The sequence below is a fragment of the Mesorhizobium sp. L-8-3 genome (assembly GCF_016756615.1).
Taxonomy (GTDB): domain Bacteria; phylum Pseudomonadota; class Alphaproteobacteria; order Rhizobiales; family Rhizobiaceae.
In genome coordinates, this window is the sequence record NZ_AP023262.1 from 7,524,075 (window position 1) to 7,550,284 (window position 26,210).

A 26,210-nucleotide genomic window follows, 5' to 3' on the forward strand; every position below is an offset into this window, starting at 1 on the left:
AACAAAAAGCTGTTGTGGCAAAACAGGAATTTGCCTTCCAGGCCATGCCGGCCGTGTCGAAACGTCAGCCGAAACCGCAGCAACGCCGTGTCGGGCCAGGAACCCCGACCCGGCCCGACGGGTTTCAGTCTTTCGGACGATGGACTCGACCGCGCCGCTGTGATTGCCTGCAGCGGCGGCAGGGAAGCCGCACGGGAGGTTCCGACCGGTGCAAGGCTGGGTCGTCGTCATCATCGCCCTCGCCTATGTCACGCTGCTTTTCGCCATCGCGAGCATCGGCGACCGCCGTCGCGCGTCGGCCCGCTCGCGGCCCTATATCTACGCGCTCAGCCTGGCCATCTACTGCACGTCATGGACCTTCTTCGGCTCGGTCGGCCTGGCAGCCGAACGCGGCCCCGAGTTCCTGACCATCTATATCGGCCCGGTGCTGGTGTTCCTCTTCGGCTTCCCGCTGCTTAGGCGCATCGTGCGGCTGGCCAAGACGGAGAAGATAACCTCGATCGCCGACTTCCTCGGCGCGCGCTACGGCAAGAGTTTCGCCGTCGCCTCGATCGCGACACTGATCGCGACCGTCGGCACGGTCCCCTATATCGCCCTGCAGCTCAAGGCGATCTCGGGCTCCGTCAGCCTGATGGTGGAGCATTATGGCGGTTCGCCGCGGACCTTCGATCCCTTCGTCAGCGACATCTCGCTCATCGTCGCCTTGCTGCTCGCGGTGTTCGCCGTGCTGTTCGGCACACGGCACGCCGACGCGACGGAGCATCAGGACGGGCTGGTGCTGGCGGTCGCCGCCGAATCCGTCGTCAAGCTCGCGGCATTCCTGGCCGTCGGCACGCTCGTCACCTTCTATCTGTTCGGCGACGTCGCCGGTCTGGCCGCCGCATTCGCAGCGAGCCCCGCCGTGCAGCAGGCTGCCGGCTACTCGACCTCGCTCGGGAGCTGGATCGTGCTGTCCGCGCTCAGCGCCTGCGCCATCATCATGCTGCCGCGCCAGTTCTACGTGACCGTCGTCGAGAACCGCGGCGAAGCCGAACTGAAGAAGGCGAGCTGGATCTTCCCGCTCTATCTCGTCGCCATAAACCTGTTCGTCATCCCGATCGCCTTTGCCGGCCTGGCGCTGGTCGGCGGCAAGACGAGCGCCGATCTCTACGTGCTGTCGCTCCCGCTGCTCAGCGGCCATGACGTCTTTGCGATGGTCGCCTTCATCGGCGGCCTGTCGGCCGCCACCGCCATGGTCATCGTCGAAAGCGTGGCGCTCTCGATCATGGTGTCCAACGATCTTGTGATCCCGCTGTTCGTGCGGCGGCTGCTGAAGCCGAGGCTCAGCGACAACGAGGACTGGTCGAGCCTCATCCTGAATGTCCGGCGGGCGGCGATCTTCATCATCCTGTTCGTCGCCTTCCTCTACTATCGCCAGAGCACCGACAACGCCCGCCTGGCATCGATCGGATTGATGTCCTTCGCCGCGATCGCCCAATTCGCGCCCGCCCTCATCGGCGGGCTGGTCTGGCGCGGCGCCAATGCCCGCGGCGCCGTGCTCGGTATGGCCAGCGGTTTCATCGTCTGGGCCTATACGCTGCTTCTGCCGTCGCTCGCCGCGCCCGGCACGCCTGTTGTCGTCGACGGCCTGTTCGGCCTCGAGGCGCTGCGCCCGCAGGCGCTGTTCGGCACAGTGGCCGAACCGCTGAACCATGGCGTGATGTGGAGCCTGGCGATCAACACGCTGTTCTTCGTTCTGGGCTCGCTGTCGCGCAGCTCGATCCCGCTCGAGCGCATCCAGGCGTCGATCTTCGTGCCGCGCGACGCCAGCCCCATGCCGAGCCTTCGCCGCTTCCGCACCGCCATCACCGTCAACGAGTTGAAGGACACGATCGCGCGCTATCTCGGAATGGAGCGGACCGAGCGCTCCTTCCTGACCTTCGAGGCGACCGAAGGCGCCAAACTGAACGGCAGCGACGCGGCGAGCATGTCGATGATCCGTTTCTCCGAGCAATTGCTCGCCAGCGCCGTCGGCTCCTCTTCGGCGCGGCTTATCCTCTCGCTGCTCTTCCAGCGCAACGACAGCGCCTCGCGGGACGCCTTTCGCCTGCTCGACGACGCGACCGAAGCGTTGCAGCACAATCGCGACCTCCTGCAGATCGCGCTCGACCAGATGGAACAGGGCATCACCGTCTTCGACCGGGATTTTCGCCTGACCTGCTGGAACCGGCAGTATCGCAACCTGTTCGACCTGCCTGACGACATGGGCCAGGTCGGCGTCCGGGTGAGCCAGATCCTGCGTTTCCTGGCCGAGCGCGGCGATATCCCGCCTGATTCCGAGGGGATCACGCTCGACAGGCTGACGACCTTCGGGACGCCCTGGAAGATCGAGCTAAAGACCAGCCGCCGCATACTGGAGATCCGCTCGAACCCGATGCCCGACGGCGGCATCGTGGCGACCTATGCCGACATCACCGCCAGCGTGCAGGCCGACCTCGCGTTGAAGCGCATCAACGAGACGCTGGAACAGCGGGTGCGCAACCGCACCGCCGAACTGACCCGCGTGAACGAGGAACTGGCCCAGGCGCAGATGCTTGCCGAGGAGGCCAATCTCGGCAAGACGCGCTTCCTGGCGGCTGTCGGCCACGACATCCTGCAGCCGCTGAACGCCGCGCGGCTCTATTGCTCCTCGCTGATCGAGCAGTCCGACGGCGCGGTCGGCGGTGCCGCCGCAAATATCGAATCCTCCCTGGATTCGGTCGAAACCATCCTCGGCGCGGTGCTCGACATATCCCGCCTCGACGCAGGCGCGATGAAGCCGTCGGAAAGCGTGTTCAGGCTCGACGGCCTGCTCCGCCAGATCGGAACGGATTTCCAGCCGCTGGCAGCCGAGAAGAAGCTCGAACTGGTCATCGTGCCGTCCTCGCTCGCCGTCCGGACGGATCGCAACCTGTTGCGGCGCCTGATCCAGAACCTCGTCTCCAACGCCATCAAATATACGCGGTCGGGCAGGATCCTGGTCGGCGTAAGGCGGCGCGGCGAACTTGCCGAGATCCAGGTCTTCGACACCGGCATCGGCATTCCCGCCGACAAGCTGAACATCGTGTTCCGTGAGTTCATGCGCCTCGATGAAGGAGCGCGGGAAGCGCAGGGACTCGGCCTCGGCCTGTCGATCGTCGACCGCATCGCCCGTGTGCTTCGCCTCGAGATCCAGATCGATTCCGGTCGCGGCAAGGGAACACGCTTCTCCGTGATCCTGCCGACAACGGTAGCAGAGGAGCGCCAGGCCGCGAACGACGCGCGGCCCGCCATCCATGCTTCGGTCGCGCTCGACGGCCTGTCCGTGCTCTGCATCGACAACGATCCACGCATTCTGGAGGGCATGCGGCTCCTGCTCGAAGGCTGGGGCTGCTCGGTCAGGACCCTTGCAGGCTCGCAGTCGCTCGACCGGGTGGCGCGCCCCGACATCGTGCTCGCCGACTACCACCTCGACGGCGAAACCGGCCTCGATGCCATCCGCAATTTGCGGCTGGTCCACGGCCCGGGCCTGCCCGCCGTGCTGATCACGGCCGATCGCTCCAACGAAGTGCGCAGCGCGGCCGAGGCGCTCGACGTCTCCGTGCTCAACAAGCCGGTCAAGCCTGCCGCGCTGCGGGCCGCCGTCACGCGCGCGCGGCGCATGGCCTCGGCCGCCGCCGAGTGATATGTCTGGCTCAGCCGTTGGCCGGCAGCGGATCGGTGCCGATCTTCGAGAGCAGGATGACCGCCTGGGTGCGGCTGTCGACGCCAAGCTTCTGCAGGATCGCGGAGACATGCGCCTTGACGGTCGCTTCCGACACGCTCAGCTCGTAGGCGATCTGCTTGTTGAGCAGGCCTTCGGCGAGCATGCCGAGCACGCGAGTCTGCTGAGGCGTGAGCATCTGCAGCCGACGGATCAGGTCCGAGATCTCCGGATCGCGCTCGACGCCGAGATCGAGGCCGGGCGGTGCGGTGACGCCGCCGTCGAGCACCGCAGAGACGGCGCTGCGGATGTCCTCCATGCTGGCCGACTTCGAGATGAAGCCGGATGCGCCGAGCTCGAGCGCCCGCCGGATCGTTTCGGGGTCGTCCCGCGCGGAGACGACGACGATGGGCACATCCGAATGGATGCCGCGCAACGAGATGAGCCCCGACAGGCCGCTGACGCCGGGCATGGACAGGTCGAGCAGGACAAGATCGACATCGCCGTTCTGGCCGAGCACAGCCTTGGTGCCGTCGAAATCGCCGGCCTCGATGATATCGGTTGTCTCGGCCATCACCGAAAGCGCCTGCTTCAGCGCGCCACGGAAAAGCGGGTGATCGTCCGCGATCACGAACTTGTAGCCTGATGGCACCGATCCCTCCCGTCGTCTCCCGCTCTCATTCTGCTTCGCCGGGATTCTCGCGATTATGCGGCGATCCCGGAGCATTTCAAGACGGCAATGCACCGCTTCGGAGACGTGCAGGCGGGCGGCTGTGCTGCGATCAGGTCTTCTGCTGGTCGTCGGCGCCCTTGTCCATGTCCCTCACGATGTCCATGAACCTGCGGAAAAAGCGCTCCATGTAGCCCAGCGACTTTTCGAACTGCTCGTCGGTCGGCAGGAGGTTCTGCGGGCTGAGGATCGGATTCTGCTCCACTGCGGCGAGGCGCTGCTCGAGGGCGCCGAGTTTCTCCTCCATCCGGTCGATCTCGTCCTGGAAGGCGGCGCGCTCGTCGGCGGCCAGCTTGCATACCAGTTGGCCGGCCCGCTCCTCGCAGATCGACATCTCGCCCGTGCGCGTGTCCATGCGCGCATAACCCGTCGCGGATTTCTCAAGCGTGTAGCGGCCCGGCTCCTCTGCGGTCACGGAGGGGACGGCCAATCCGACGAAGGCGGGAACCAGGAACAGAACGCGTCGCATGATGTCCTCCATGGGCACGACCGAGTGTGCTCCTTCTTTACGTCCAAAATGCGAAGCGCCGGCGGGGCCACCTTTCCCTGCGGCCCCTTTCGGACTATAGCCCGGCCATGCATGCGACCATCTACAAGATCTGCCCTGAGGGGCTCTGGCGCGAAGCCGAGAAGGCCGGCGTGTTCAACGGCGCGTCGATCGACCTGACCGACGGCTACATCCATTTCTCGACGGCCGAGCAAGCCAGGGAGACGGCGGCGAAACACTTCGCCGGCCAACACGGACTGCTGCTGGTGGCCGTCGATGCGGCCAGGCTGGGCGACGCGCTCAGATATGAGGTCTCGCGCGGCGGCGCCTTGTTCCCGCATCTTTATGCGCCGCTCGCGCTTTCGGCCGTGCGCTGGGTGAAGCCGCTGCCCGTCGGCCCTTCCGGAGCGCACGCCTTCCCGGATCAATTCCCGGATTTCGGAGGATGATCGGACCCTTCGAGTGGATCGGTCGGCAGGCGCTGTTCGCTTTCGACCCGGAGACGGCGCACGGCATGTCGCTATCGGCGCTGAAGAGCGGCCTGCCCATATGCGGCCGCGTGACCTCCTCCGAGCGGCTCAGAACCACCGTCTGCGGCCTCGACTTTCCGAATCCGCTCGGCATGGCCGCGGGCTACGACAAGAACGCCGAGGTGCCGGACGCCCTGCTCGGCCTTGGTTTCGGCTTTGCCGAAGTGGGCACCGTGACGCCGCTGCCGCAACAGGGCAATCCGCGTCCGCGCATCTTCCGGCTGACAGCGGACAATGCGATCATCAACCGGCTCGGTTTCAACAATGAGGGCCACGAGCGCGCCCTGGCCCGCCTCCGGGCGCGATCCGGCCGCAAGGGCATCGTCGGCGTCAATATCGGCGCCAACAAGGACAGCACCGACCGCGTTGGCGACTACGAGGCAGGGGTCCGCCGCTTCGCCGGCGTCGCCAGCTACCTCACGGTGAACATCTCCTCCCCCAACACGCCCGACCTGCGCAACCTGCAGGCGCGCGAGAGCCTGTCCGAACTGTTGGCACGGGTCATGGCTGCACGCGACACGGCCGGTGCTCAGTCCGTGCCGGTCTTCCTCAAGATCGCCCCTGACCTGCATGAGGCCGATCTCGACGATGTCGCCGCCGAGGTGACGCAGAAGAATGTCGAGGGGGTGATCGTCTCCAACACCACGATCGCGCGCCCTCCCCTCAAGAGCCGTGCCTTCGCCAGCGAGGCCGGAGGCCTGTCCGGCGCGCCGCTGTTCGAGCGCTCGACGATCGTGCTCGCCAAGATGCGCCGGCTGCTCGGCCCGGACCGAGCCATCATCGGGGTCGGCGGCGTCAGTTCCGCCGACACGGCGCTGGAGAAGATCCGCGCCGGGGCAGACCTTGTGCAGCTCTATTCCTGCATGGTCTATGCCGGACCGTCGCTGCCTTCGCGGATCGTGCGCGGCATGACCGACTTCGCCGAGAGAGAGGGGCTGTCGAACATCCGCTCGATCCGCGACTCGAGGCTCGACCATTGGGCGGCGCGGCCTCTCGATTGACACTGGCGCATCGGCCCGAAAATCGTACTCGGAAAGCACGATGCGGCACTCAATAGTGGCAGGGCGTCCTTAGCGCGTCCAAGTGGACGCGCGGCGCTCTGACGGGCGTGGGCCACGCAGCCGCGCGCTCCATCGGTCGATCATATCGACCGATGGAAACGCACCTCCTCAAAACGTCGACCGGGCGCGGCGCGGCAGCACGGCGAGCAGGCTCGCGCCGCGCACCAGCAGGAACAGGTGGAGAGCGCCCCACAGGCCGTGATTGCCGAAGGCAGCGCCCAGCGTCAGCAGCGCCGCCAGGAAGACGGCGAAGGACAAAAGCATCATGTTGCGCATATCCCGCGACCAGGTGGCGCCGATGAAGACGCCGTCCATCTCGAAGGCGAGCACGCCGCTCACCGCTGTGAAGGCGGCCCAGGGCAGATAGGTGCCGGCGGCGGCGCGCACATCGGGCGCGGTGGTAACCAGCGCGACGAGTTCCTTGCCGAACAGGAGCATGGTCGCCGTCGTCGCCAGGGCGAGCCCGAACCCCCAGACCGCCGACAGCCTGACGGCGGCTGAAAAGGCCGTGCGGTCGCGGGCGCCGATGGCGCGGCCGGCAAGCTGCTCGGCAGCGGTTGCAAAACCGTCGAGAAAGTAACCGGCCACGAGGAAAAAGTTCATAAGCACCGCGTTGGCAGCGAGCGTGAGCGTGCCAAATTGCGCGCCCTGCCGCGCGAACAGCGCAAAGGCTCCAAGCAGGACGAAGGAGCGGATCATGATGTCGCGGTTGAGCGACATCATCTGCCCGAACGCCCCGAGATGCGCGATGCGTCCGAGCGGCGGGAAGCCGGCCTTGCGGAAACGCACGGCCAGGAGCGCCATGCCGAAGACGAGCGCGGCGAGCTCTCCCGCCACCGCGGCCCAGGCCACCCCTTCGATTCGCCATCCCAGATGAAGGCCGAGATAGAGCGACAGGATGATATTGGTGCCGTTGAGCACGACCTGCAGCAACAGACCGAACGCCGCTTCGCCGCGGCCGAGCACGTAGCCGAGCACGACATAGTTCGCCAGGGCGAAGGGCGCGCCGATGAAGCGGATCAAGACATAGGTCTCGAGAGCCGAATTGACGTCCGCTTCCGCGCCCAGGAAGGCCGTTCCAGCCAAGACGAAGGCCGGCGCCAGCAGCAGGAGCAACACGCCCGAGAATGCGGCTACGGCCAGCGCGCGCCAGAAGACGGCCTGCTCCTCGATCCGGTCGCCCCGCCCGAAGGACTGGGCGACCAGCCCCGTCGTGCCGGAGCGCAGGAAGTTGAAGGTTGCGAAGACCACGTCGAAGACAATGGCGCCGGCCGCCAGGCCGCCGATCAGCGCGGCATCGCCGAACTGGCCGACGACGGCGGTACCGACGACACCGATCAGCGGCGTGGTGAGATAGGCGAGCGTCATCGGCACGGCGATCGCCAGCACCATGCGGTTGGTCACCGAGAAATTGCGGAGCACCGTGTCTGAGGAAGAATGCGCCAAGGGGTGCTCCGCGAGGGTTGCCGGCATGGACGCATTGATGGCATCGCCGGCGCCGGACTTCAAACCCCAAGATTATCGGTCGCCCCCCAAGCCGATTGTAGGGCGCGGCGGATGCGATAGATTGGCGGCAATGAAGCTGCCGATCGTCCACCATCCCGACTATGACGCGAAGTTCCCTGCCGGGCATCGATTTCCGATGGGCAAGTACCGGCTGTTGATGGATGCTCTGCGCTTGCGCGGCCTCGCTGAAGACGGCGCGCTTCATGTGCCAGAGCCTGCGCCGCATTCCTGGCTGGGGCTGGCGCATAAGTGCCTCTATGTGGACCAGGTGCTCGCCTGCGCAGTGCCCCCACCCATCGAGCGCGACATCGGATTTCCCGTGGGCGATCGGGTGTCGCTGCGCGCCCAACTGGCCTCCGCCGGCACCGTGCTCGCCGCCCGGCTGGCACTGGAGCACGGCATAGCCTGCAACACGGCCGGCGGCAGCCATCACGCGCGACGCAGCCAGGGCGCAGGCTTCTGTACCTTCAACGATGTCGGCGTGGCGGCGTCGCTTCTGCTGGCAGAGGGCGCGGCCGAAAACATCCTCGTCGTCGATCTCGACGTCCATCAAGGCGACGGCACAGCCGATATCTTCGCCGGCGAGCCTCGCGTCTTCACCTTCTCCATGCACGGCGAACGCAACTATCCCGCCCGCAAGATCGCGTCCGACCTCGACATCGGCCTATCAGACGGAACCGGCGACGAAGCCTATCTCGCGACGCTGCGCGACGCCCTGCCGGCGCTGGAACGGCGATCGAAGCCGGATCTCGTCTTCTACAATGCCGGCGTCGACCCGCATCACGCCGACCGGCTCGGCCGGATGGCGCTGACGGATGCCGGCCTGCGCGCCCGCGACCATATGGTCATCGCACATTTCCGCGAGCGCGGCATCCCGGTCTGCGGCGTGCTGGGCGGCGGCTATTCGAACGACGCCGCAGCCGTGTCGGAGCGCCACGCCACCCTGTTCGAGGTGGCGGCGGATTTTGTGTGACGGGTCAGCGCCGATAGCTCATCAGCCGCAGGATCAGGAAGGCCGGCACGACCACGGCCGCGCCGAGCAGGAAATAGCCGATGAACGTATCCAGCGCCGCGAAACCCATGTTCCAGATGCGCAGGAAGAAATCGCGGATGCCGTAGACCACGTCCATCGGCGACCAGCCGAAGGCGCTCATGACGAGGCCGGCAATGAAGGAGACGACGACCAGTTTCAGCAGCACCCTGCCCGGCGTGTCGCCGAGAAACCGCGTCAATGCCGACATGCCAAATCTCCGCATCCTGTTCCCGCGCCCCGAGATACGCGTTCGCCATGCCGGCATCAAGGCGCGGTTCCGGCTCCAGCTTTTTGCATTGCCGATATCCTGGCCTCATGCTAGGCAGATGCCCGCGCGGGTATGATGTAATGGTAGCTTGTCAGCTTCCCAAGCTGAACGCGCGGGTTCGATTCCCGCTACCCGCTCCAACACGAAAGATATCAGCCGTTCTTTGCTGGTTCACGCGCGCCTGGCATCGACAGACGTCGAGTTCATCCCCTGGCAACGTGCAGGTTCGCGCTATCCGCCCCCAAATCTTTCGGCGATGATCCCGGACGAATCGTCGCTCCAGCGGGGGAGTTCCATGAAACGCGGCATCCGTATTTTCGCCTGGGCTCTGGGATTGCTGGTGGTGGCCGGGCTGGGCTTCTTCTTTTTCGTGCTGCCGGCCCAGGTCGAGGCGGCGATGAACGGCGTCCTCCAGCCCCCGCCCTATGCCACCTCCGACAAGGCCAAGACCTCACCTCGCCAGAACCACTCCAGCGGAAATCCAGCGCGGCGTCCAGGCAGCAATGGCCGCTCCCGCGGCGCAAGGCTCGATGGTGTAATGTCGGCTGACACATCCGGCTAGGGAGGCTAGGGAGAGGGTGACTGTCTCGGCTCACAATTGATGGGCGTAGTCGGCTCTCAATGACCCCGCGATGCCTGCACTTCCTCCTGCGCCCGAATGGCCCTGCTCTCCCGGAGGGCCTGGCTGACCTCCGCGTCCGAAATGCCAAGAGGCCATCAACACCTCAAGACCGGTCGCTGACGACGTGCACTTGGGCCCCAGCGTTGCGTAGAGGCCTTTGCAAAATGACGGATGCAATAACCGCTTTAGGCGGCTTCTAACATTAGAGCGTTCTGCTCCATTTCAAACAGCCACTGCTTCGAGTACTGAGGTCCACCATCGATAACTCGGTACTGCCGCGCGATTTCGTCCTTTAGGACAACCAGACTCTCGGTCAGTCCGGACATTTCACGGTACGCTCTCTGTGCTTTAGGGCTACGCGTGGCCGCTAACGTATGGAAATAGATCACGTTAGCCAACTCCCCTTGCTTATCTTGGGAAATGGCCGCAGCTGCGTCGGTCCTCCCTACAGACAACTCTGCTAGCGCAACAGCATTCGAAAAAAGCCTTCTCTCTTTTGCAAACGGTATACTGCCTGGTTGAATGTTAAGATGGATTAAGGCGTCCTTTCCTTTCCCCTGGCGCGTCAACAGTATTCCTTTCAGGATAAAAGATCGCCACTCATCTTGAGTCTGCGGCTGCTTTGCATTGGGAAGAACTTCAAGCGCGTGCGACAAACGCCCGACGGCGCCAAGCAAACTGGCTTTCGCATTTAGCGCTCTTACTGACTTAGGCTGATCTAACAGAAGTTCGTCAAATGCCTTCAAGGCCTCGGCTACCGACCCAAGACGCATTAGAAGGTCCGCACGATCTAGTTTCAGCCACATATTTTTCGGGTTTTCAGCGACGGCTCTATCTACCAGCGCCAATGCATCGGCATTGCGTGATGCCGCCCTGTACAGCCTGCCCAATGCGCCAACTATGCGGGAGTCATGGTAAGAACTGCCACGCGCTATCAGTGCTTCCAAACTTCGGAGCGCATCTTGGGGCCGACCGCTTTCACGTTGAATGTCGGCACCAAGTGCTATCAACATCCCATTCTTTGGGAAACGGTCCAACGCAGCCTTGAGTGCAGTGCTTGCATCAACAAAACGCTCCATTGTGCGGTATGTGTCAATCAAACCATAGTGAGCTTGGGGATAGTATGGATGCCGAGTGACCATCCGCGAGTATTCGCGAATAGCATAGTCGAGCTGTCCTCCAAGCTTATAAACAGACGCCCGCTGCAGGCTAATTGCAACATCTCCCGGACTAATTTCACGCGCTGCGTCAAGAGCTTTTATTGCCTCGCGCCACTCGCCTAGCTCGATTAGTGTTGCAGCCTTACTAACCAGGACAAATGACTCACCCGGATACTTATTCAGAGTCGTATTGAATTCTCGAAGCGAGACTTGCAGATCACCCATCTCTCTAGCCACTGCCGCAGCCCCTACGAGGGCATGCACAGCATCAGGCTCACTTGAATGCTCTTCGAAGGCACGAAGATAGGCTGCACGGGACTCCTTAAGCTGCCCTGTTTCCCTCAATATTCGAGCACGGCCCGTCGCTGCGTAGAGACGGTCACCTGCTGCGGCCGCCCTATCGAGAGCCGCTTGGGCCTCTAACAGTCGGCCAACGTTAATCAACGCATCGGCTTCCTGACCATGCGTCCAAGGATCACTAGGCCGCAATTGAGCCGCCCAATTCGCCCACTCCAATTGAACGTCCCAAAGCTCCAGTGCTTTTGCTTCTTGGCTCAATTTGCAGAGCGACTTCGCAACGAACTCTGTGTCTTGGCTGTTTCCCAACTGAGACTGAACCAGTTCGGATGTAAATCTCTTCGCTCCTTCAATGTTGCCTTCTTGGAGCCTCTCAACAATTGCCTTTTGCTGCCTCCTGACATTCTGGAACGCTTGATGGGACGCCCATCCGTCTAAGCCTTGATAGCCATCGAGGTCTGCGTCCTCCCGTTCAGGCTCCAGAGTTCGTCCATTTGCTTTTTGCTTAAAATCCTTCGTCCACGCAGTTACTACCTTGCGAGAGCCAGGTACATCGGCCAGCGTCGTAAACAACGACAGGATTGCAATGTTACGCTTTTCTTCGGAAGTTATCGCGCGAACTAACGTGCTGAAGCAGCCTCGTCGAACCGCGATACTTTCAAATTCATCATATGGAGCATCCGGCGAAAAATGGCCTTGATCTACACTATCGAAAGCATCTCTGACAATGCGAATTGCATCTTGAAGTGATCTCCACTCGGCTAGCAATGATCGAACAAACTCACAATTAAGATGCTCAAAATTGGGCCAGTCGACGCCTTGGGGTAACGGCTTACTAAACAGCCTCGCTTCGACTAATGCTCGGACATCCTCGCTTGAAATAATCTTGTCCAGATCCTGGGCTATAGAAATCCTATCATCTTCGTCCTCATCTTCATCGAACAGCAAAAGAGTAAGACGCCAACCAAGATATACATTGTACCGGAGCAATGCCTCTTTTCTTACATCACTCTCACTCTCAAGTTGAATCCACTCTGCGTCTAAAACCCCCGAAAACAAAGGAGCGCCGAAGCGAACAGTATGGCTCCGTTCGGGGTCAAAGTAGCTTACGACTAACGCATCGCCGCTGGCGATTGCGTAGCCGCCCGACTGCCCAGATACAACCGCTTGAATCATATTTCCTCGACCTCAAGCCCGGCCGTCACCAGTTTCTTTCTAACGCTACGCCACACGTGGCGTTCCGCGCCTTTGGGCGCCAACGCTAACACACGCCCAATCGATTTGCCACTTAGGGCTCCGTAGACATGGACTTCAATGAAGTCTTCGTTGCCGTCGCCAGTGCCCTGATCGACCAAGATCCCGACAAATTCGCTCGGGTTCATTCCTTTCTTGAGCTTATGGTGAAGTTTGGCTTGAGCGAGTTTGCCGCGGTCGGCCCAGGTCGCTCTATAACCTTTTGGTGGTTGGGAACCGACCACCACACTATGCTTTTTACTGAATATGAAGGGGTTCTCTTCGAAAACTGATGCCCTGTTCGCAATGGCTGTCTCAACAAGGGTGATGTGACAAGAGCCATAGTGATCAACCCCACGCCCGTTAAGTGACAACGCGGCAAAGTGTAAATTTTGGTAGTAGTTTGGATTTATTGTACTATCGGCCGCATCACGCCCTTTGTCCCAGCTATTATCTTGCGGAACACGACCATTTGATCTTACCTCTTGATGATACGTCGAAAGAAGCGAGCTTTCCATATTCACCAATCTGTCTAAAACACTCATAGATCGAGCGATGACAGCTTCCGATTTAGACACTTCTTCGCCGAACTCAACTAATTCAGTCTCGTATGAGGCTGCCCTTGCAGAAACAAACGCTTTCTCGTGGCGAAGACCTAGCGCCGCTACTTCGCCAGCCTCTTTTGCTGCACGCACATTCGGGAAGCCAACTGCTTCACCACAAACGGTGCAATCTCTTACATGGCGCGGCACCACTGACTTACAATGCGCGCACAGATCGTCACTCCCCACTAATCCGGACATGATCTCCCCTCGCATGCTGCAAGTTGTCCAGAATACGAAAAGCGAGTCAACGTCCAGCTTTTCCTGCCGAACCGGCCCTCAGCCGACGTCGAACCCGTTAGCGCTTTTCCCCAAAGCCTAAGTCGAGTATGTCTTGCCCATGCAGATCGAGCACAATCCGCGGGAGCGCAGAGAGACCGACACCATTTCGTGGATCATCTGGCCAATCATCGGTCTGCAGTGGATCGGCTACTTGTGGTTTTTCGCCCCCGACCGGGTGAGTATCGCTCTCGGCGCGGACACCGCTCCAGCCACAAGTCTTCACCCGCCGCAAGCAGTCTGAGCAACACCAGACATCCTGCATCGGCTCCCCAGGCGCCCCCCACTATCGGCTTTCAGGTCTTTCGGCGATGATCCCGGACGAGTCGTCGCTCCAGCGGGGGAGATCCATGAAACGCGGCATCCGTATTCTCGCCTGGGCGCTGGCCTTGCTGGTGGTGGCCGGGCTCGGCTTCTTCTTCTTCGTGCTGCCGGCCCAGGTCGAGGCGGCGATGAACGGCGTCCTGCACCCCGCACCCTATGCCGCTTCCGAGAAGGCCAGGGCCCTGCACGGCACGATCGAGGTGGCCGACCTGCATGCCGATCCCCTGCTGTGGGGACGCGACCTGACGGAACGCGGCACACGCGGCCAGGTCGACATTCCGAGGCTTTCGGAAGGCAACGTCGCGCTACAGGTCTTCTCGGTGGTGACCAAGTCGCCTCACAATCTCAACATCGAGGAGAACGACGACGATAGCGACGACATAACGCTGCTCGCGCTCGGCCAGCGCTGGCCGCCGCGCACCTGGTTCAGCCTCAAGGAACGCGCGCTCTACCAGGCCGCCCGGCTGCACGACATGGCGGCGCGCTCCGACAACAAATTCGTGCTGATCAAGAGCCGGGACGACCTCGTACGCTTCCTTGAGCGGCGCAAGGCGGAACCCAACATCGTCGCCGGCCTGCTCGCCATCGAGGGCGCCCATGTGCTCGAAGGCGATCCGGCCAATGTCGATGTCATGTTCGACGCCGGCTACCGCATGATGTCGGCCGCGCATTTCTTCGACACGGAAATGGGCGGGTCTGCCCATGGCATGGAAAAGGGCGGGCTGACTGAGAAGGGCCGCGACATGATCCGGCGCATGGAAGAAAAGAAGATGATCGTCGACATCGCCCATGCCTCGCCGGTGCAGATCGACGACGTGCTCGCGCTGGCCACACGACCGATCGTGGTCTCCCACACCGGCGTGAAGGGCACATGCGACAACCGCCGCAACCTGAGCGACGACCAGTTGCGCGCCGTCGCGAAGAATGGCGGGCTGGTGGGCATCGGTTTCTGGGAGACGGCGATCTGCGGAACGGATGCCGCGGCCATCGCCAAGGCTCAGCGCCACACCGCCGACGTCATCGGCATCGACCATCTGGCGCTCGGCTCGGACTTCGACGGCGCGGTCGCGACGCCCTTCGACGCGACCGGGCTGGTGCAGGTGACCGACGCGATGATTGCGCAAGGCTTCACCGACGAGGAGATCGGCAAGGCAATGGGCGGCAACCAGATCCGCTTCCTGCTGGAGAACCTGCCGGATTGAGCGACGGAAGTCACATCGATCGGCCGTCATAAGGCGGAGGTCGACTGACACTCCGGCATCGGGCATGATGCGGGCAGCCTCATCCCGATAGCTTCCGCAACATGCAGCGGTTTGTTCGATACCGTTCCCGGGCGGGTCTTGCCTCGGTTGCGGCGGCCGTCCTCTTGCTGGTCATGCAGCCGACCGATGCTGCCTGGTGGCTCGTCCGCATCCCGGGTGTCGCCGCGCTGCTGCTGGCTGCTGCGGCCGTCGCCATTCCGCCCGCTCCCCGAAGACCCACATGGCACGCGCCGCTGGGCCGACTGGCGATCGCGGCACTTTTCGCGCACATCCTGTCGGTGGTCGCGCAGGAGCCCGAAATCTGGCGATGGCTCTCGGCGGCCATGCCCGTCGAGATCGCGCTCGGGCTTGGCGCGGCGATCGCCCTGTCGATGACGCTGGCGGTACGGCGATCGCGAAGCCTGCGGCTGCGTGTCGGCCCGCCGGCGACACTGGGTCTCCACCGCATCGCCGGCCTTGTCGCCTGCGCGGCCGCGGGGGCGCATGTGGCGCTCGTGGCGGGAAGCACATTCACAATCGTCTCGCTCGTGGCGTGCGGCGTGGCCATGCTGCTCGTAGCCGGCAATCCCGCCGAACGGCATCTGCCCGCGCTGATCGTGACACTCGGTTTGGGGACCGGCGCCGCGGCGGCGCTCGCAGCCGGGCCGCTTGCGCAAACCCGCCTCGCCGGCCTGCGCGCATCGACCGTCGATCACGCCGGTTTCTCGCATGGCGACCACGGCAGCATCGCCTGCACGACCTGCCATCACAATTTCGTCGACCGCAGCGGCAAGGAGAACTGCATCACGTGCCACAAGCGGCTCACGATCTCGGAACCGATGCGGGTCGACAGGATGTTCCACGCCTTCTGCGGCGAATGCCACCGGGAGGAGAAAGCGGCCGGCCGCAAGACCGGGCCGATCGATCATTGCATGGGGTGCCATGCAGATTGAGGCGATGCGCCGGCGCGATGGCAATGTGCCTTCGCGGTGTCACTGCACATAGTCCTGAATGAGGGGCTGCTCCGGCATTGCCGGGCGGTCGAGCACGGCGGCTAGGTCACGGCATAGATCCTCGGGTCGAGCCCGAGGATGACGAAGGCGCGGGGGATGCGTGAGGTGTCTCGGCCGGGATGGCGTGCCGGGCACGGCGCCCCGATGCGCGGGAACTACCGGAAGTGCTTCGACAGCTTCAGGCCCTGGGCCTGGTAGTTGGAGGCGAGGTCGGCACCGTAGAGCGCCTTGGGCCGCGCCAGCATATGTTCGTAGACGAGGCGGCCGACGATCTGGCCGTGCTCGAGGATGAAGGGCACCTCGTGGCTGCGCACCTCGAGCACGGCCCGGCTGCCGGTGCCGCCCGCGGCGGAATGGCCGAAGCCGGGATCGAAGAAGCCGGCATAGTGGACGCGGAATTCGCCGACCAGCGGATCGAAAGGCGTCATCTCGGCGGCGTAGAGCGGCGGCACGTGCACGGCCTCACGCGAGACAAGGATGTAGAATTCGTCCGGGTCGAGCACCAGTTCGCCGGCGCCGCGATCATAGAGCGGCTCCCAGAAATCGAGCACGTCCTGGGCGGCCCGCTTGTCGACGTCGATCAGGCCGGTGTGATGCTTGCCTCGATAGCCAACCAGACCATCGGCGCCCCCGGTCAGGTCGATGGACAGCGCGATGCCGCCGCCGGAGATGTTGGGCTGTTCCGACGCGACCAGGGTTTCGTCTTGATGGAGAGCGCCGAGTTCAGCTTCGGTGAGTTGGGCCTTGCCCTTGCGGAACCTGACCTGCGACAGGCGTGAGCCGGTGCGGACCACGATCGGAAAGGTGCGCGGGCTGACCTCGATGAACAGCGGGCCGGTATAGCCGGCGGGCATCTTGTCGAATTCCTGGCCGTGGTCGGTCATCACGCGGGTGAAGATGTCGAGCCGGCCGGTGGAGCTCTTGGGATTGGTGGACGCCGCGACATCGGCTGGCAGCGCCAGCGTTTCAAGCAGCGGCACGATATAGACGCAGCCTGTCTCCAGAACCGCGCCTGCTGTCAGGTCGATTTCGTGAAGCTTCAGCCTGTCCAGCTTGTCCGCGACCTTATGGCCGGGGCCAGGGAGAAAACTCGCGCGCACACGATACGCCTTCTCGCCCAGGCGCAGGTCGAGACTGGCAGGCTGGATCTGGTCGTTGTCGAGCGGACGGCGGAATGCGAGCGCGCCGGCGTCGAACAGAGCGGCGATCTCGTGATCGGGAAGAATGCCAGACTGACGCAAGACGAACTCCTATACCAAGGCCTGAATACTGGCGTATTCAGGCGGCCTCAATCGCCGGCGCGGCCCATCCGGGCCGCTTGGCTTTCGCGCCAACGGGCGCGGCGCGCGGTCGCGCGCTCCAACGGTCGACAAGGTCGACCGTTGGCAATTACCCAATCACCTGGATGCTGGCGACCTCAATCGCCATAGCGGCCAATCCGCCCCGCATGACGTCCGCACCAACATGCCTGGCACAAAGGGTCATGGACCTTTAATCACCGGCGCGATTGACGCAAGAACGCGCAAGGTCTAAAGGAGCCTTATCCCGTGGTGATTTGCCGGTCGGCTTGCAGCCACGTTAAACAAGTCGCTAAAGGGCCGTGACGTGGACCGGTTGCGACTTTCGCGGCCGGTTTTTTTGTGTCTGGAGATATGTCGATGGCATCGCAAGGGAAGCGCAACTGGAAGCCGCAGACGGCACTTGTTCACGGCGGAACGACGCGGTCAGCCTTCGGCGAAACGTCCGAGGCGATCTATCTGACCCAGGGCTTCGTCTATGACAGCTCCGAGGCGGCCGAGGCGCGTTTCAAGGGCGAAGAACCCGGCTTCATCTATTCCCGCTACGCCAATCCGACGGTCGACATGTTCGAGAAGCGCATGTGCGCGCTCGAAGGCGCCGAGGATGCGAGGGCGATGTCTTCAGGCATGGCGGCCGTGTCTGCCGCGCTTCTGTGCAGCGCCAGGGCCGGCGACCATGTGGTGGCGGCGCGCGCGCTTTTCGGCTCGTGCCGCTGGGTGGTCGAGACTTTGATGCCGCGATACGGCATCGAGACCACGCTCGTCGACGGCACCAGGCCCGAGGAATGGGAAAAGGCGGTCCGGCCGAACACCAGGCTGTTCTTCCTGGAAAGCCCGACCAACCCGACGCTGGAGGTGATCGACATCGCCGCCGTGGCCAGGCTCGCCAACCAGATCGGCGCCAAGCTCATCGTCGACAACGTCTTCGCCACGCCGCTGCAGCAGAAGCCGCTGGAGCTCGGTGCCCATATCGTCGTCTATTCCGCCACCAAGCACATAGACGGCCAGGGCCGGTGTCTCGGCGGCGTCATCCTGTCGGACAAGAAGTGGATCGACGAGAACCTGCACGACTATTTCCGGCACACGGGCCCGAGCCTGTCGCCGTTCAACGCCTGGACCCTGCTGAAAGGGCTGGAGACGCTGCCGCTGCGCGTGCGCCAGCAGACGGAGAGCGCCGGCACGATCGCCGACCATCTCGCCGGCCACCCTGCCGTGGCACGCGTCATCTATCCGGGCCGGGCGGACCATCCGCAGGCCGACGTGATCCGGCGCCAGATGAGCGGCGGCTCGACGCTGATCTGCTTCGAGCTGAAGGGCGGCAAGAAATCGGCCTTCGCCTTCCAGAACACGCTCGACATCGTGCGGATCTCCAACAATCTCGGCGACGCCAAGAGCCTGGTGACGCATCCCGCGACCACGACGCACAAGAACCTCTCCGACGAAGCGCGCGCCGAACTCGGCATCGGGCCGGGCACGCTGCGCATCTCGGTGGGGCTGGAGGATGCCGGCGACCTCATTGCCGATATCGACGGCGCGCTCGCCGCGGCGCAACCATAGGGGCAGCATCAGGGACGAAGCTCCAACGTCCTCGCCCCCGCTCCAACAGCAGGAATAGTGCTCGCCGCCGGAACGTTATCGGGCGGCGGGCAGGCAGCGTCTTCGACTGAAATCACTGCGATCGTTCGCATCAAAGTCCGTCGGGCTGCTCGCCGAAGCCGAGCAGATAGGGCGGCTCCCGATAAGGCTCCTCTGCCGGCGCCGACACGATGCAGCGGCGAATGATGAGCAGGTTGCCGGCCTTCGGGTCCAGGCCGTGGCTGCGGAGCAGTTTCCTGACGGCGGCTTCCTGCCCCTCGCCCGAGACGACCGTCACCACCCGGCGTTCCATGGATGCAGGCGGTCTCGCCGCCTCGAGCGCGGCGAGACGCGATGTGATGGCGGCACTCATTTCAAGCCGATCCTTTCCTCAAGCGCCGCGATACGCGCGACCAGTTCTCCCGTCTCGAGCGCCTTGCGCTGGGCGTCGAGCAGCCCGATCACAAGGGAGCCCTCCTCCAGCGACAGGACACCGGCGGCGACCTGCCTGTTGACGCTGGCGATGGCGGCAGCGAGTTCGCCGGCCCCGGCCATCTCGGGCAGGTCGAACGCGACCCGGGCGCCCCTGCGGGCCGGCCAGACGCGATCGAGGATGGCGCGGGCCGCCGACGTATCGCCACACTTTGCGCCATCGATCGTGGCGACCAGTATCGCCTCGGCCGACTGCTCACCCAGATGGTCGAGAATGGCCAGCTTCCTCGTTCGTGAACCCGGCGCCCTCCCCTTCGGGTTGCCGGACTGGCCCGGCTTGAACTGCGTCTTCCTGCTTCCTTCACGTGCCATCATCGATCTCCTTCAGGGGCCAAAACGCTAAAGCGCGTCGCGATCTTTCGGATGCGCGTGACGCGCTTGAGGTGTCTGTTGTTGCGCACTGTCTTTGTTCCGAAACCGGTTCCCACTTTCGGGAGACATGCCTCAAGCCGAGCCGGGCGCTGCATGAGCGCCCGACGCGCTCCAGCGGCGACGCTCGCGCATCGTGCTTTCGGCATGCGTCCTGCAAAGAACAGGGAATTTGCAGGACAGCGGCCATTTCGGCGGGCCCTGCAACAGCGCCCCTCGGGCCGGCCGGAAACTGGCTGCGACCACGGTTTCGGCAATCCTTCTGGACGCGCGCTGCGACGCTGTTTCCACGGCGGCGCAACGATCCCAGGTCGCGGGCTGAACGACGGACCGCCGCGATCAAAGCCCGGCGGGCATAGTTCTTCGAAAGTGACGCTGAAGGTCAGAAAATCGTCGGTCGTCGAACAGTTGTCAAAGGAAATGTGACATGGTCAGCAAGAAGTGATCGGGCGGATCTACTACAGCGAAGAAACGGCATCCGGCCTACAGCGTATCGCTCCTCAAAACGTCGGCGCGAGGTCCTTCAACAATGCGGTCAGACCGCGCCGAGGCCCGTCCCAGGCGGCGCCGTCCACCCGGTATCCGCCGCCACGAGCCAACCGAAGCGCCGGCCTCAGTCGAAAGTGCGCGCCGCGAGCACGATGCGCGACAGCGCGGTGTAAAGCGTCAGTGCCGCGAAAGCCCAGGCGATCCATGCGAACCAGGACGGGAACAGGCAGCACAGGGCGAAGACCAGGATGGTCTCCGTCGCCTCGGCGAGGCCTGTCGTGAAAAACAGCGACTTCGGCCCCCGGGCCTCGCTCGTCATCTTGCGCTTCTCGGCCATCACCGCATAGGCAAGAAAACTCGAGCCGTTGATATAGAAGGAAAAGAGGAGGCCGGACGCGGCGAGCGCGTTGGCCGTGGGGTCGGCCAGGGCGAAGCCGAGCGGCACGGCGCCGTAGAAGACGAAGTCGAGCACGATGTCGAGATAGCCTCCGAGATCGGTCTTGCCGCGCCTCTTCGCCACGGCGCCGTCGAGCCCGTCGCCGAGGCGGCTGAGGAGCAGCAGGAGAAGCCCCGACACAAACAGGCCGGACGCGATCGCCGCCGCCGCGGCGAGACCGACGAGGCAGGCGGCGACGGTGATCGCATTGGCCGAGACGCCGGCATCGGCCAATCGGCCGGCGACGACGTCCAGCATCGGGTCGAGTTTTCGCCGCGCCCATCCGTCGAGCATGCTTCCTCCGCTGTCGTACCGGCCCGGGAATCGGAGCCGTTTCCTGGCGGCTCGATCCTTGAATTAAGTCCTGGAGCGGCGGGCGCACCGGTGGAATTGGTGCGTCCGCCGCTCCAGGCATTGCTTGTAGCATCGGATTCATCCCGAAACCGGTATTCGATTCCGGGTCCGATGCTCTGGTGCGGCCGACGGATCGACTGAACCGGTGCCGCCAACCCCGCAGGCGAACCGCCACATTGCGAGAGCCCGTTGTCGCTGCAGTCCACCCCGGCCTATGGAAGCAATCGACGTCAAAATGCCGCTGATATGGTATGATTTTCCGCGTCGGCTGCAGGATCGGCCAGAATCACGGACCGGAGACGCAGAACTGATGTATCAGGCGGTGACGCGCAACATCGAGGTGAAGGTCGAGCCGTTCTATCTCGACGATCGTTCGGACCCTTCCGAGAACCGCTATGTCTGGGCCTATCGCATCACCATCGCCAACCATTCCGACGACTTCGTCCAGTTGCTCACCCGCTACTGGCACATCACCGACGCGAAGGGTCGGGTCGAGGAAGTGCGCGGAGCCGGAGTCGTCGGCGAGCAGCCGGAACTGAACCCCGGAGACAGCTATCAGTATACGTCGGGCTGTCCGCTCACGACCCCTTCGGGCATCATGGTCGGCCGCTACACCATGCGCAACGAGCGCGGCGAGCTGTTCGACGTCGCGATTCCGGCCTTCTCGCTCGACATTCCGGGGCTCTCGCGGACGGTGAATTGACGCGGTCATCGGTTCGCCGGCAGGCGCCTGTCCATGAAAGTGCCGGCGGAAAGCCGTTGTGCTTCAGTCGGATGGCAGAATCGGCGACGCCGCGAATTGCCCCTCATCCGGCTGCCCGTCCTCCGCAGCAGCCGCGGAGGGTGGACCGGCACCTTCTCCCCGTTTACGGCTAGGGGATGCACATATTCTCTGCGGGCCAAGACGTTGGTTACGGCCACCGAGTCGCCTACTTGCCCGTGCCTTGTGGCCCTTGCACACGGGATACCCCTCATCCGACCTCGCTTCGCGAGGCCACCTTCTCCCACAAGGGGAGAAGGTCGGAGCCTGGCTTTGCCGGCTCTGCAAATCGCCAACGTCGACGATTGGCCGGAGCGCTCCTGCAAGCCTTGCCTTCTCCCCTTGTGGGAGAAGGTGGCCTCGCCCGCAAGGGCGAGGTCGGATGAGGGGTACCTCGCGATGTGTGCATGCACTAGCCGCTTGCGGGTCGCCGCCGGCTTCGCCAATCTTCAGCGTTGCCGATTGAGCGCCGTCATCGCGGCAGGCGGTCTTCTCTCCGCAATGCGGGGAGAAGGTGGCGGTCCACCCTCCGCGGCTGCTGCGGAGGACGGGCAGCCGGATGAGGGGCAATTCGCAGCGGTCAAAGATTGCCTCCAGAGGAAGCATCACTCCGCCTTGGCGAACTCCGTGGGATCGAAGAGATATTCGGTCGAGCAGAACTCGCAATTGACGCGGATGTTGCCGTTCTCGGTGCTCTCGACGATCTCCTCGGCGGTGAAGCTCTCGAGGATGCCGCGGATCTTCTCGCGCGAGCAGGAACATTCGTCGGCGACCGGGATGCCTGTGAAAACGCGCACGCCGTGCTCGTGGAAAAGCCGGTAGAGCAGCCGCTCGGCGCCGACCGTGGGATCGATGAGTTCGCTCGGCTCGATCGTCTCGAACAACGCAAGCAGTTCCTGCCAGGCATTGTCGGTGGGATCGTCGTCCTCATCGTCGTCACCGTTTCCGCCGGGCAGATCCGCGAGGCGCAGCCGTTCCGGCGCTTCGGGCAGGAACTGCGCCAGGATGCCGCCGGCCCGCCAATGTTCGTGTCCGGCGCCCTCGCCCGGCAGCCGCATCCTGGCCACCGACAGGCGGACATCGGTCGGAATCTGCTCGGACTGGCGGAAATAGACGCGCGCCACATCCTCGAGCGAGGTGCCGTCGAGCGGCACGACGCCCTGGTAGCGTTGCGTATGAGCACCCTGGTCGATGGTGAGCGCCAGCACGCCCTTGCCGAGCAGATCCTTCGGCGAGGCCTCGCCTGCCGCCACGGCCGCCGCCAGACGGTCCGCGTCGAAGCGCGCATAGGCGCGCAGCGCCCGCGGCGTCGCGAAATCGACGACCAGCATGTCGACCGGGCCGTCGGTGCGCGTCTGCAGGATGAACTTGCCTTCGAATTTCAGCAGCGTGCCGAGCAGCACGGTCAGCACGGAGGCCTCGGCCAGGAGGCGCGCCACGGGCTCGGGATAGTCGTGGCGGCCGAGGATCTGGTCGAGCATCGGTCCGAGCTGGACAATGCGGCCGCGCACGTCGAGCGGGCCGACCTCGAAAGGCACGACATGGTCGTCGCCGGCAAATCCGAATTCGCCGAGTTTGGGCTGCTGTTCAGTCACGATCGCGGTTTCCGGCATGGTTGTTCTCCGGCGCGCCGCGAGGGCATCTTCGAACGCCGTCCGCGTCCGGAAAGAACCTGCGCCACGCCATCTTTTTGGGGTGATGGGCCTGACATAGGCATCACCCCCTCGCCGTTCAAGCGCCCAGACACCAGGCGAGCACCGCCTTCTGAGCGTGCAGCCGGTTCTCGGCCTCGTCGAAGACCACGGAGTTCGGACCGTCGATCACCTCGTCGGTGACCTCCTCGCCGCGATGCGCGGGCAGGCAATGCATGAACAGCGCATCGGGCTTCGCCTGCCGCATCAGCGCGGCATTGACCTGATAGGGCATGAACACGTTGTGGCCGCGCGCACGATGCTCCTGGCCCATGGACACCCAGGTGTCGGTGACGACGCAATCGGCATCCCTGACCGCCGCTTCGGCGCTGGGTGTAAAAACGATCTGGCCGCCGTTGCGCTCGGCCCAGTCGACATATTTCGGCTCCGGCTCGCTGCCTTCGGGCACGGCGACATTGACCTTGAAGCGAAACCGCGCCGAAGCCTCGAGCAGCGAATGCAGCACATTGTTGCCGTCGCCCGTCCAGGCGAAGGTCTTGCCGGCGACGCTGCCGCGATGCTCCTCATAGGTCATGACGTCGGCCATGAGCTGGCAGGGATGCGTATCGTCGGTGAGCCCGTTGATGACAGGCACGGTGGCGTGCTCGGTCAGCTCCAGCAGCCGCGCATGGGCGGTGGTGCGGATCATGATGATGTCGACGTAACGCGACAGCACCTTGGCGGTGTCGGCGATGGTCTCGCTGCGGCCGAGCTGCATCTCGGTGCCGGTGAGCATGATCGTCTCGCCGCCGAGCTGGCGCATGGCGACGTCGAAGGAGACGCGTGTGCGCGTCGACGGCTTGTCGAAGATCATGGCGAGAACCTTGCCCTCGAAGGGGCGGCTCAGCTCGCCCGCCTTGAGCCGGCTCTTGCGCGCCGCGGCGTCGTCGAGGATCGCGCGCAGTTCCGCCGCCGATACGGTCGACAGGTCGGTGAAATGACGAATGCCCATTCAGCGCCTCCGATCAGCTCGCCGCGGGGGCCGGGAGCTCGGCGAGATGCCCGGCCGCGGCCCTGATGCGCGAGAGGCCGTCGCGTATCTCCTCGTCGGAGATCGTCAGCGGAGGCAGGAGCCGAACGACGTTGTCGCCGGCCGGCACGGCGAGCAGCTTCTCGTCGCGCAGCGCCATATTGACCCTGGTGTTGGGCACGCGGCATTTCAGGCCGAGCAGCAGGCCGGTGCCGCGGATGCCCTCGAACACGTCGGGGAACTCGTCGGCAACGGCGGCGAGGCCCTGCTTCATGAGCAGCGCCTTGCGCGATACCTCGTCGAGGAAGCCCGGAGCCAGAACCACGTCGAGCACGGCATTGCCGACCGCCATGGCGAGCGGATTGCCGCCGAAGGTCGTGCCATGCACGCCGGCCGTCATGCCCGATGCGGCCGCGTCGGTGGCGAGGCACGCGCCCATCGGGAAGCCGCCGCCGATGCCCTTGGCGATCGCCATGATGTCGGGCGCGACGCCGCTCCACTCATAGGCGAACAGCTTGCCGGTGCGGCCGACGCCGCACTGCACCTCGTCGAAGATCAACAACAGGCCGTGCTTGTCGCACAGATCGCGCAGCCGCCTGAGCGAGGCGCCGGGCACGGGACGCACACCGCCCTCGCCCTGCACGGGCTCGATCAGGATCGCCGCCGTCTCGGGCCCGATCAGTTTCTCGGCGGCATCGATGTCGTCGAAGGCGACCTGGTCGAAACCTTCCACCTTCGGGCCGAAACCTTCCAGATATTTGGCCTGGCCGCCGGCCGCGATGGTGGCCAGCGTGCGGCCATGGAAGGCGCCTTCGAAGGTGATGGTACGGAAGCGCTCCGGATGACCGTTGACGAAGTGGTAGCGGCGCGCCGTCTTGATCGCGCATTCCAGCGCCTCGGCACCCGAATTGGTGAAGAACACCTTGTCGGCGAAGCTCGCCTCGACGAGGCGCTCGCCGAGGCGGCGCTGGCCGGGGATCTCGTAGAGATTGGACACATGCCAAAGCCTGGCCGCCTGCTCGGCAAGCGCTGCGACCAGATGCGGGTGGCTGTGGCCGAGCGAGTTGACGGCGATGCCGCCGGCGAAGTCGAGATATCGCTCGCCGCTTTCCGTGACCAGCCAGACGCCCTCGCCTCGCTCGAAAGCCAGGGGTGCGCGAGCAAAAGTCTCGTAAAGCGCCGAACCGCTCATTCTCTGTCACTCCGGAAAGATGAGGGAGCCGAGCGGCTGGCGTGCCGACCAGACCCCTCCGGCAGCCTGGAAAGTAAAAGGCCGCCCAAAAGGCGGCCGTTGCTGACATATCCGTTTTTTCCGGCCCGAAGTCAACGAAAAGGTGGCCTGCGGGAGGAGGCACGAAACCGCGTGCAACCTGCGCAAGAGCGCCTTGCAATCCTCGCGGCAAGATCGGAACGACCGTCCGCGATGAAGGGGCGCGGTGTGCATCGGACCTCATGTTGGGCGACCTGCCGGTGCCCGCGTCTGGCTGGGCGCCGCGGCGATCGTGGCGGGCGGACTGCTGCCGGCTCAAGGACGCAAGATGATGCGATCCCGCCACAACAGGGCCATATCCGGACTTCATCGGCATCGCAGCACGACCGGCCCGAACCCTTGACGTCGAAAGCAACAGACCACAAATGATCGTTATCCTTGGCGGGCTCCCTGCCGGCTCCCCATCCGCAAGATCGACTT

General features: G+C 64.0%; 22 protein-coding genes, 1 tRNA gene and 1 riboswitch. Of the genes, 10 read left to right on the forward strand and 13 right to left on the reverse strand.

From position 1 onward, the window contains the following. The first annotated feature begins 208 nt into the window (after positions 1-208). Positions 209-3,682, forward strand: coding sequence for a PAS domain-containing hybrid sensor histidine kinase/response regulator (locus JN302_RS34805; RefSeq protein ID WP_202308861.1), 3,474 nt, complete (start codon positions 209-211; stop codon positions 3,680-3,682). Between the two features lie 10 nt (positions 3,683-3,692). Here JN302_RS34805 and JN302_RS34810 read toward each other — a convergent pair whose 3' ends face one another. Together JN302_RS34810 and JN302_RS34815 are read right to left on the reverse strand one after the other, a co-directional pair. Further along, positions 3,693-4,352 carry a response regulator gene (locus tag JN302_RS34810; protein WP_202308862.1) on the reverse strand — a complete coding sequence of 220 codons (660 nt, stop codon included), beginning with the start codon at positions 4,350-4,352 and terminating at the stop codon, positions 3,693-3,695. Between the two features lie 130 nt (positions 4,353-4,482). Further along, the gene (locus JN302_RS34815) at positions 4,483-4,899 is read right to left on the reverse strand and encodes a hypothetical protein (RefSeq protein ID WP_202330602.1); all 417 of its coding nucleotides are present in this window, start codon (positions 4,897-4,899) and stop codon (positions 4,483-4,485) included. A 107-nt stretch (positions 4,900-5,006) separates the two neighbouring features. Here JN302_RS34815 and JN302_RS34820 point away from each other — a divergent pair, with 107 nt between their 5' ends. Both JN302_RS34820 and JN302_RS34825 read left to right on the forward strand, forming a co-directional pair. Continuing rightward, the gene (locus JN302_RS34820; RefSeq protein ID WP_202308863.1) at positions 5,007-5,366 is read left to right on the forward strand and encodes a DUF952 domain-containing protein; all 360 of its coding nucleotides are present in this window, start codon (positions 5,007-5,009) and stop codon (positions 5,364-5,366) included. Beyond that, a complete protein-coding gene (locus tag JN302_RS34825) occupies positions 5,363-6,448 on the forward strand; it encodes a quinone-dependent dihydroorotate dehydrogenase (protein ID WP_202330603.1) in 1,086 nt (361 codons plus the stop codon). The genes JN302_RS34820 and JN302_RS34825 overlap by 4 nt, the downstream gene beginning before the upstream one ends. Positions 6,449-6,616: 168 nt before the next feature. Here the strand turns inward: JN302_RS34825 and JN302_RS34830 are convergent, their stop codons facing one another. Further along, positions 6,617-7,954: an MATE family efflux transporter gene (locus JN302_RS34830; protein ID WP_446720696.1), complete on the reverse strand. Its 1,338-nt coding sequence runs from the start codon at positions 7,952-7,954 to the stop codon at positions 6,617-6,619. A 130-nt stretch (positions 7,955-8,084) separates the two neighbouring features. Between JN302_RS34830 and JN302_RS34835 the strand changes: the two genes are divergently transcribed. Continuing rightward, a complete protein-coding gene (locus tag JN302_RS34835; protein ID WP_202334550.1) occupies positions 8,085-8,987 on the forward strand; it encodes a histone deacetylase family protein in 903 nt (300 codons plus the stop codon). A gap of 4 nt (positions 8,988-8,991) precedes the next feature. Here the strand turns inward: JN302_RS34835 and JN302_RS34840 are convergent, their stop codons facing one another. After that, entirely contained in the window at positions 8,992-9,255 is a 264-nt protein-coding gene (locus JN302_RS34840) for a DUF6460 domain-containing protein (protein WP_202330605.1), read from the reverse strand. 126 nt (positions 9,256-9,381) lie between these two features. Between JN302_RS34840 and JN302_RS34845 the strand changes: the two genes are divergently transcribed. Both JN302_RS34845 and JN302_RS34850 read left to right on the forward strand, forming a co-directional pair. After that, positions 9,382-9,455 (forward strand) — tRNA-Gly (locus JN302_RS34845). A 155-nt stretch (positions 9,456-9,610) separates the two neighbouring features. Next, a complete protein-coding gene (locus tag JN302_RS34850) occupies positions 9,611-9,877 on the forward strand; it encodes a hypothetical protein (RefSeq protein WP_202330606.1) in 267 nt (88 codons plus the stop codon). Between the two features lie 245 nt (positions 9,878-10,122). Here JN302_RS34850 and JN302_RS34855 read toward each other — a convergent pair whose 3' ends face one another. After that, positions 10,123-12,570 carry a tetratricopeptide repeat protein gene (locus tag JN302_RS34855; protein ID WP_202330607.1) on the reverse strand — a complete coding sequence of 816 codons (2,448 nt, stop codon included), beginning with the start codon at positions 12,568-12,570 and terminating at the stop codon, positions 10,123-10,125. Further along, the gene (locus JN302_RS34860) at positions 12,567-13,430 is read right to left on the reverse strand and encodes a hypothetical protein (protein ID WP_202330608.1); all 864 of its coding nucleotides are present in this window, start codon (positions 13,428-13,430) and stop codon (positions 12,567-12,569) included. The genes JN302_RS34855 and JN302_RS34860 overlap by 4 nt, the downstream gene beginning before the upstream one ends. A gap of 428 nt (positions 13,431-13,858) precedes the next feature. Between JN302_RS34860 and JN302_RS34865 the strand changes: the two genes are divergently transcribed. Then, positions 13,859-15,034: a dipeptidase gene (locus JN302_RS34865; RefSeq protein WP_202330609.1), complete on the forward strand. Its 1,176-nt coding sequence runs from the start codon at positions 13,859-13,861 to the stop codon at positions 15,032-15,034. 101 nt (positions 15,035-15,135) lie between these two features. After that, entirely contained in the window at positions 15,136-16,026 is an 891-nt protein-coding gene (locus JN302_RS34870; RefSeq protein ID WP_202330610.1) for a cytochrome c3 family protein, read from the forward strand. 215 nt (positions 16,027-16,241) lie between these two features. On the opposite strand, the gene JN302_RS34875 is transcribed toward JN302_RS34870, so the two are convergent. After that, positions 16,242-17,327, reverse strand: coding sequence for a 2'-deoxycytidine 5'-triphosphate deaminase (locus JN302_RS34875; RefSeq protein WP_202330611.1), 1,086 nt, complete (start codon positions 17,325-17,327; stop codon positions 16,242-16,244). 296 nt (positions 17,328-17,623) lie between these two features. Beyond that, a riboswitch (SAM riboswitch) is annotated at positions 17,624-17,700 on the forward strand. A 44-nt stretch (positions 17,701-17,744) separates the two neighbouring features. Between JN302_RS34875 and JN302_RS34880 the strand changes: the two genes are divergently transcribed. Continuing rightward, positions 17,745-18,941, forward strand: coding sequence for an O-succinylhomoserine sulfhydrylase (locus JN302_RS34880; RefSeq protein WP_202330612.1), 1,197 nt, complete (start codon positions 17,745-17,747; stop codon positions 18,939-18,941). 130 nt (positions 18,942-19,071) lie between these two features. Here the strand turns inward: JN302_RS34880 and JN302_RS34885 are convergent, their stop codons facing one another. From JN302_RS34885 to JN302_RS34895, 3 genes are all read right to left on the reverse strand, one after another. Continuing rightward, positions 19,072-19,332, reverse strand: a complete 261-nt coding sequence (locus JN302_RS34885; protein ID WP_202308873.1) for a hypothetical protein — start codon at positions 19,330-19,332, stop codon at positions 19,072-19,074. Beyond that, on the reverse strand, positions 19,329-19,763 hold the full coding sequence (locus JN302_RS34890) for a DUF5681 domain-containing protein (protein ID WP_210382574.1): 435 nt from the start codon (positions 19,761-19,763) through the stop codon (positions 19,329-19,331). Before JN302_RS34890 ends, JN302_RS34885 begins: the two co-directional genes overlap by 4 nt. A gap of 670 nt (positions 19,764-20,433) precedes the next feature. Further along, positions 20,434-21,039: a CDP-alcohol phosphatidyltransferase family protein gene (locus tag JN302_RS34895; protein WP_202330614.1), complete on the reverse strand. Its 606-nt coding sequence runs from the start codon at positions 21,037-21,039 to the stop codon at positions 20,434-20,436. Positions 21,040-21,409: 370 nt separating this feature from the next. On the opposite strand from JN302_RS34895, the gene apaG reads away from it, so the two are divergent. Continuing rightward, a complete protein-coding gene (gene apaG / locus JN302_RS34900; protein ID WP_202308876.1) occupies positions 21,410-21,802 on the forward strand; it encodes a Co2+/Mg2+ efflux protein ApaG in 393 nt (130 codons plus the stop codon). Positions 21,803-22,464: 662 nt separating this feature from the next. On the opposite strand, the gene JN302_RS34905 is transcribed toward apaG, so the two are convergent. From JN302_RS34905 to JN302_RS34915, 3 genes are all read right to left on the reverse strand, one after another. Further along, entirely contained in the window at positions 22,465-23,472 is a 1,008-nt protein-coding gene (locus tag JN302_RS34905) for an Hsp33 family molecular chaperone (RefSeq protein ID WP_202330615.1), read from the reverse strand. A gap of 118 nt (positions 23,473-23,590) precedes the next feature. Next, positions 23,591-24,502, reverse strand: a complete 912-nt coding sequence (gene argF, locus JN302_RS34910) for an ornithine carbamoyltransferase (RefSeq protein ID WP_202330616.1) — start codon at positions 24,500-24,502, stop codon at positions 23,591-23,593. Positions 24,503-24,515: 13 nt separating this feature from the next. Beyond that, positions 24,516-25,712, reverse strand: a complete 1,197-nt coding sequence (locus JN302_RS34915; RefSeq protein WP_202330617.1) for an aspartate aminotransferase family protein — start codon at positions 25,710-25,712, stop codon at positions 24,516-24,518. Between the last annotated feature and the right edge of the window lie 498 nt (positions 25,713-26,210).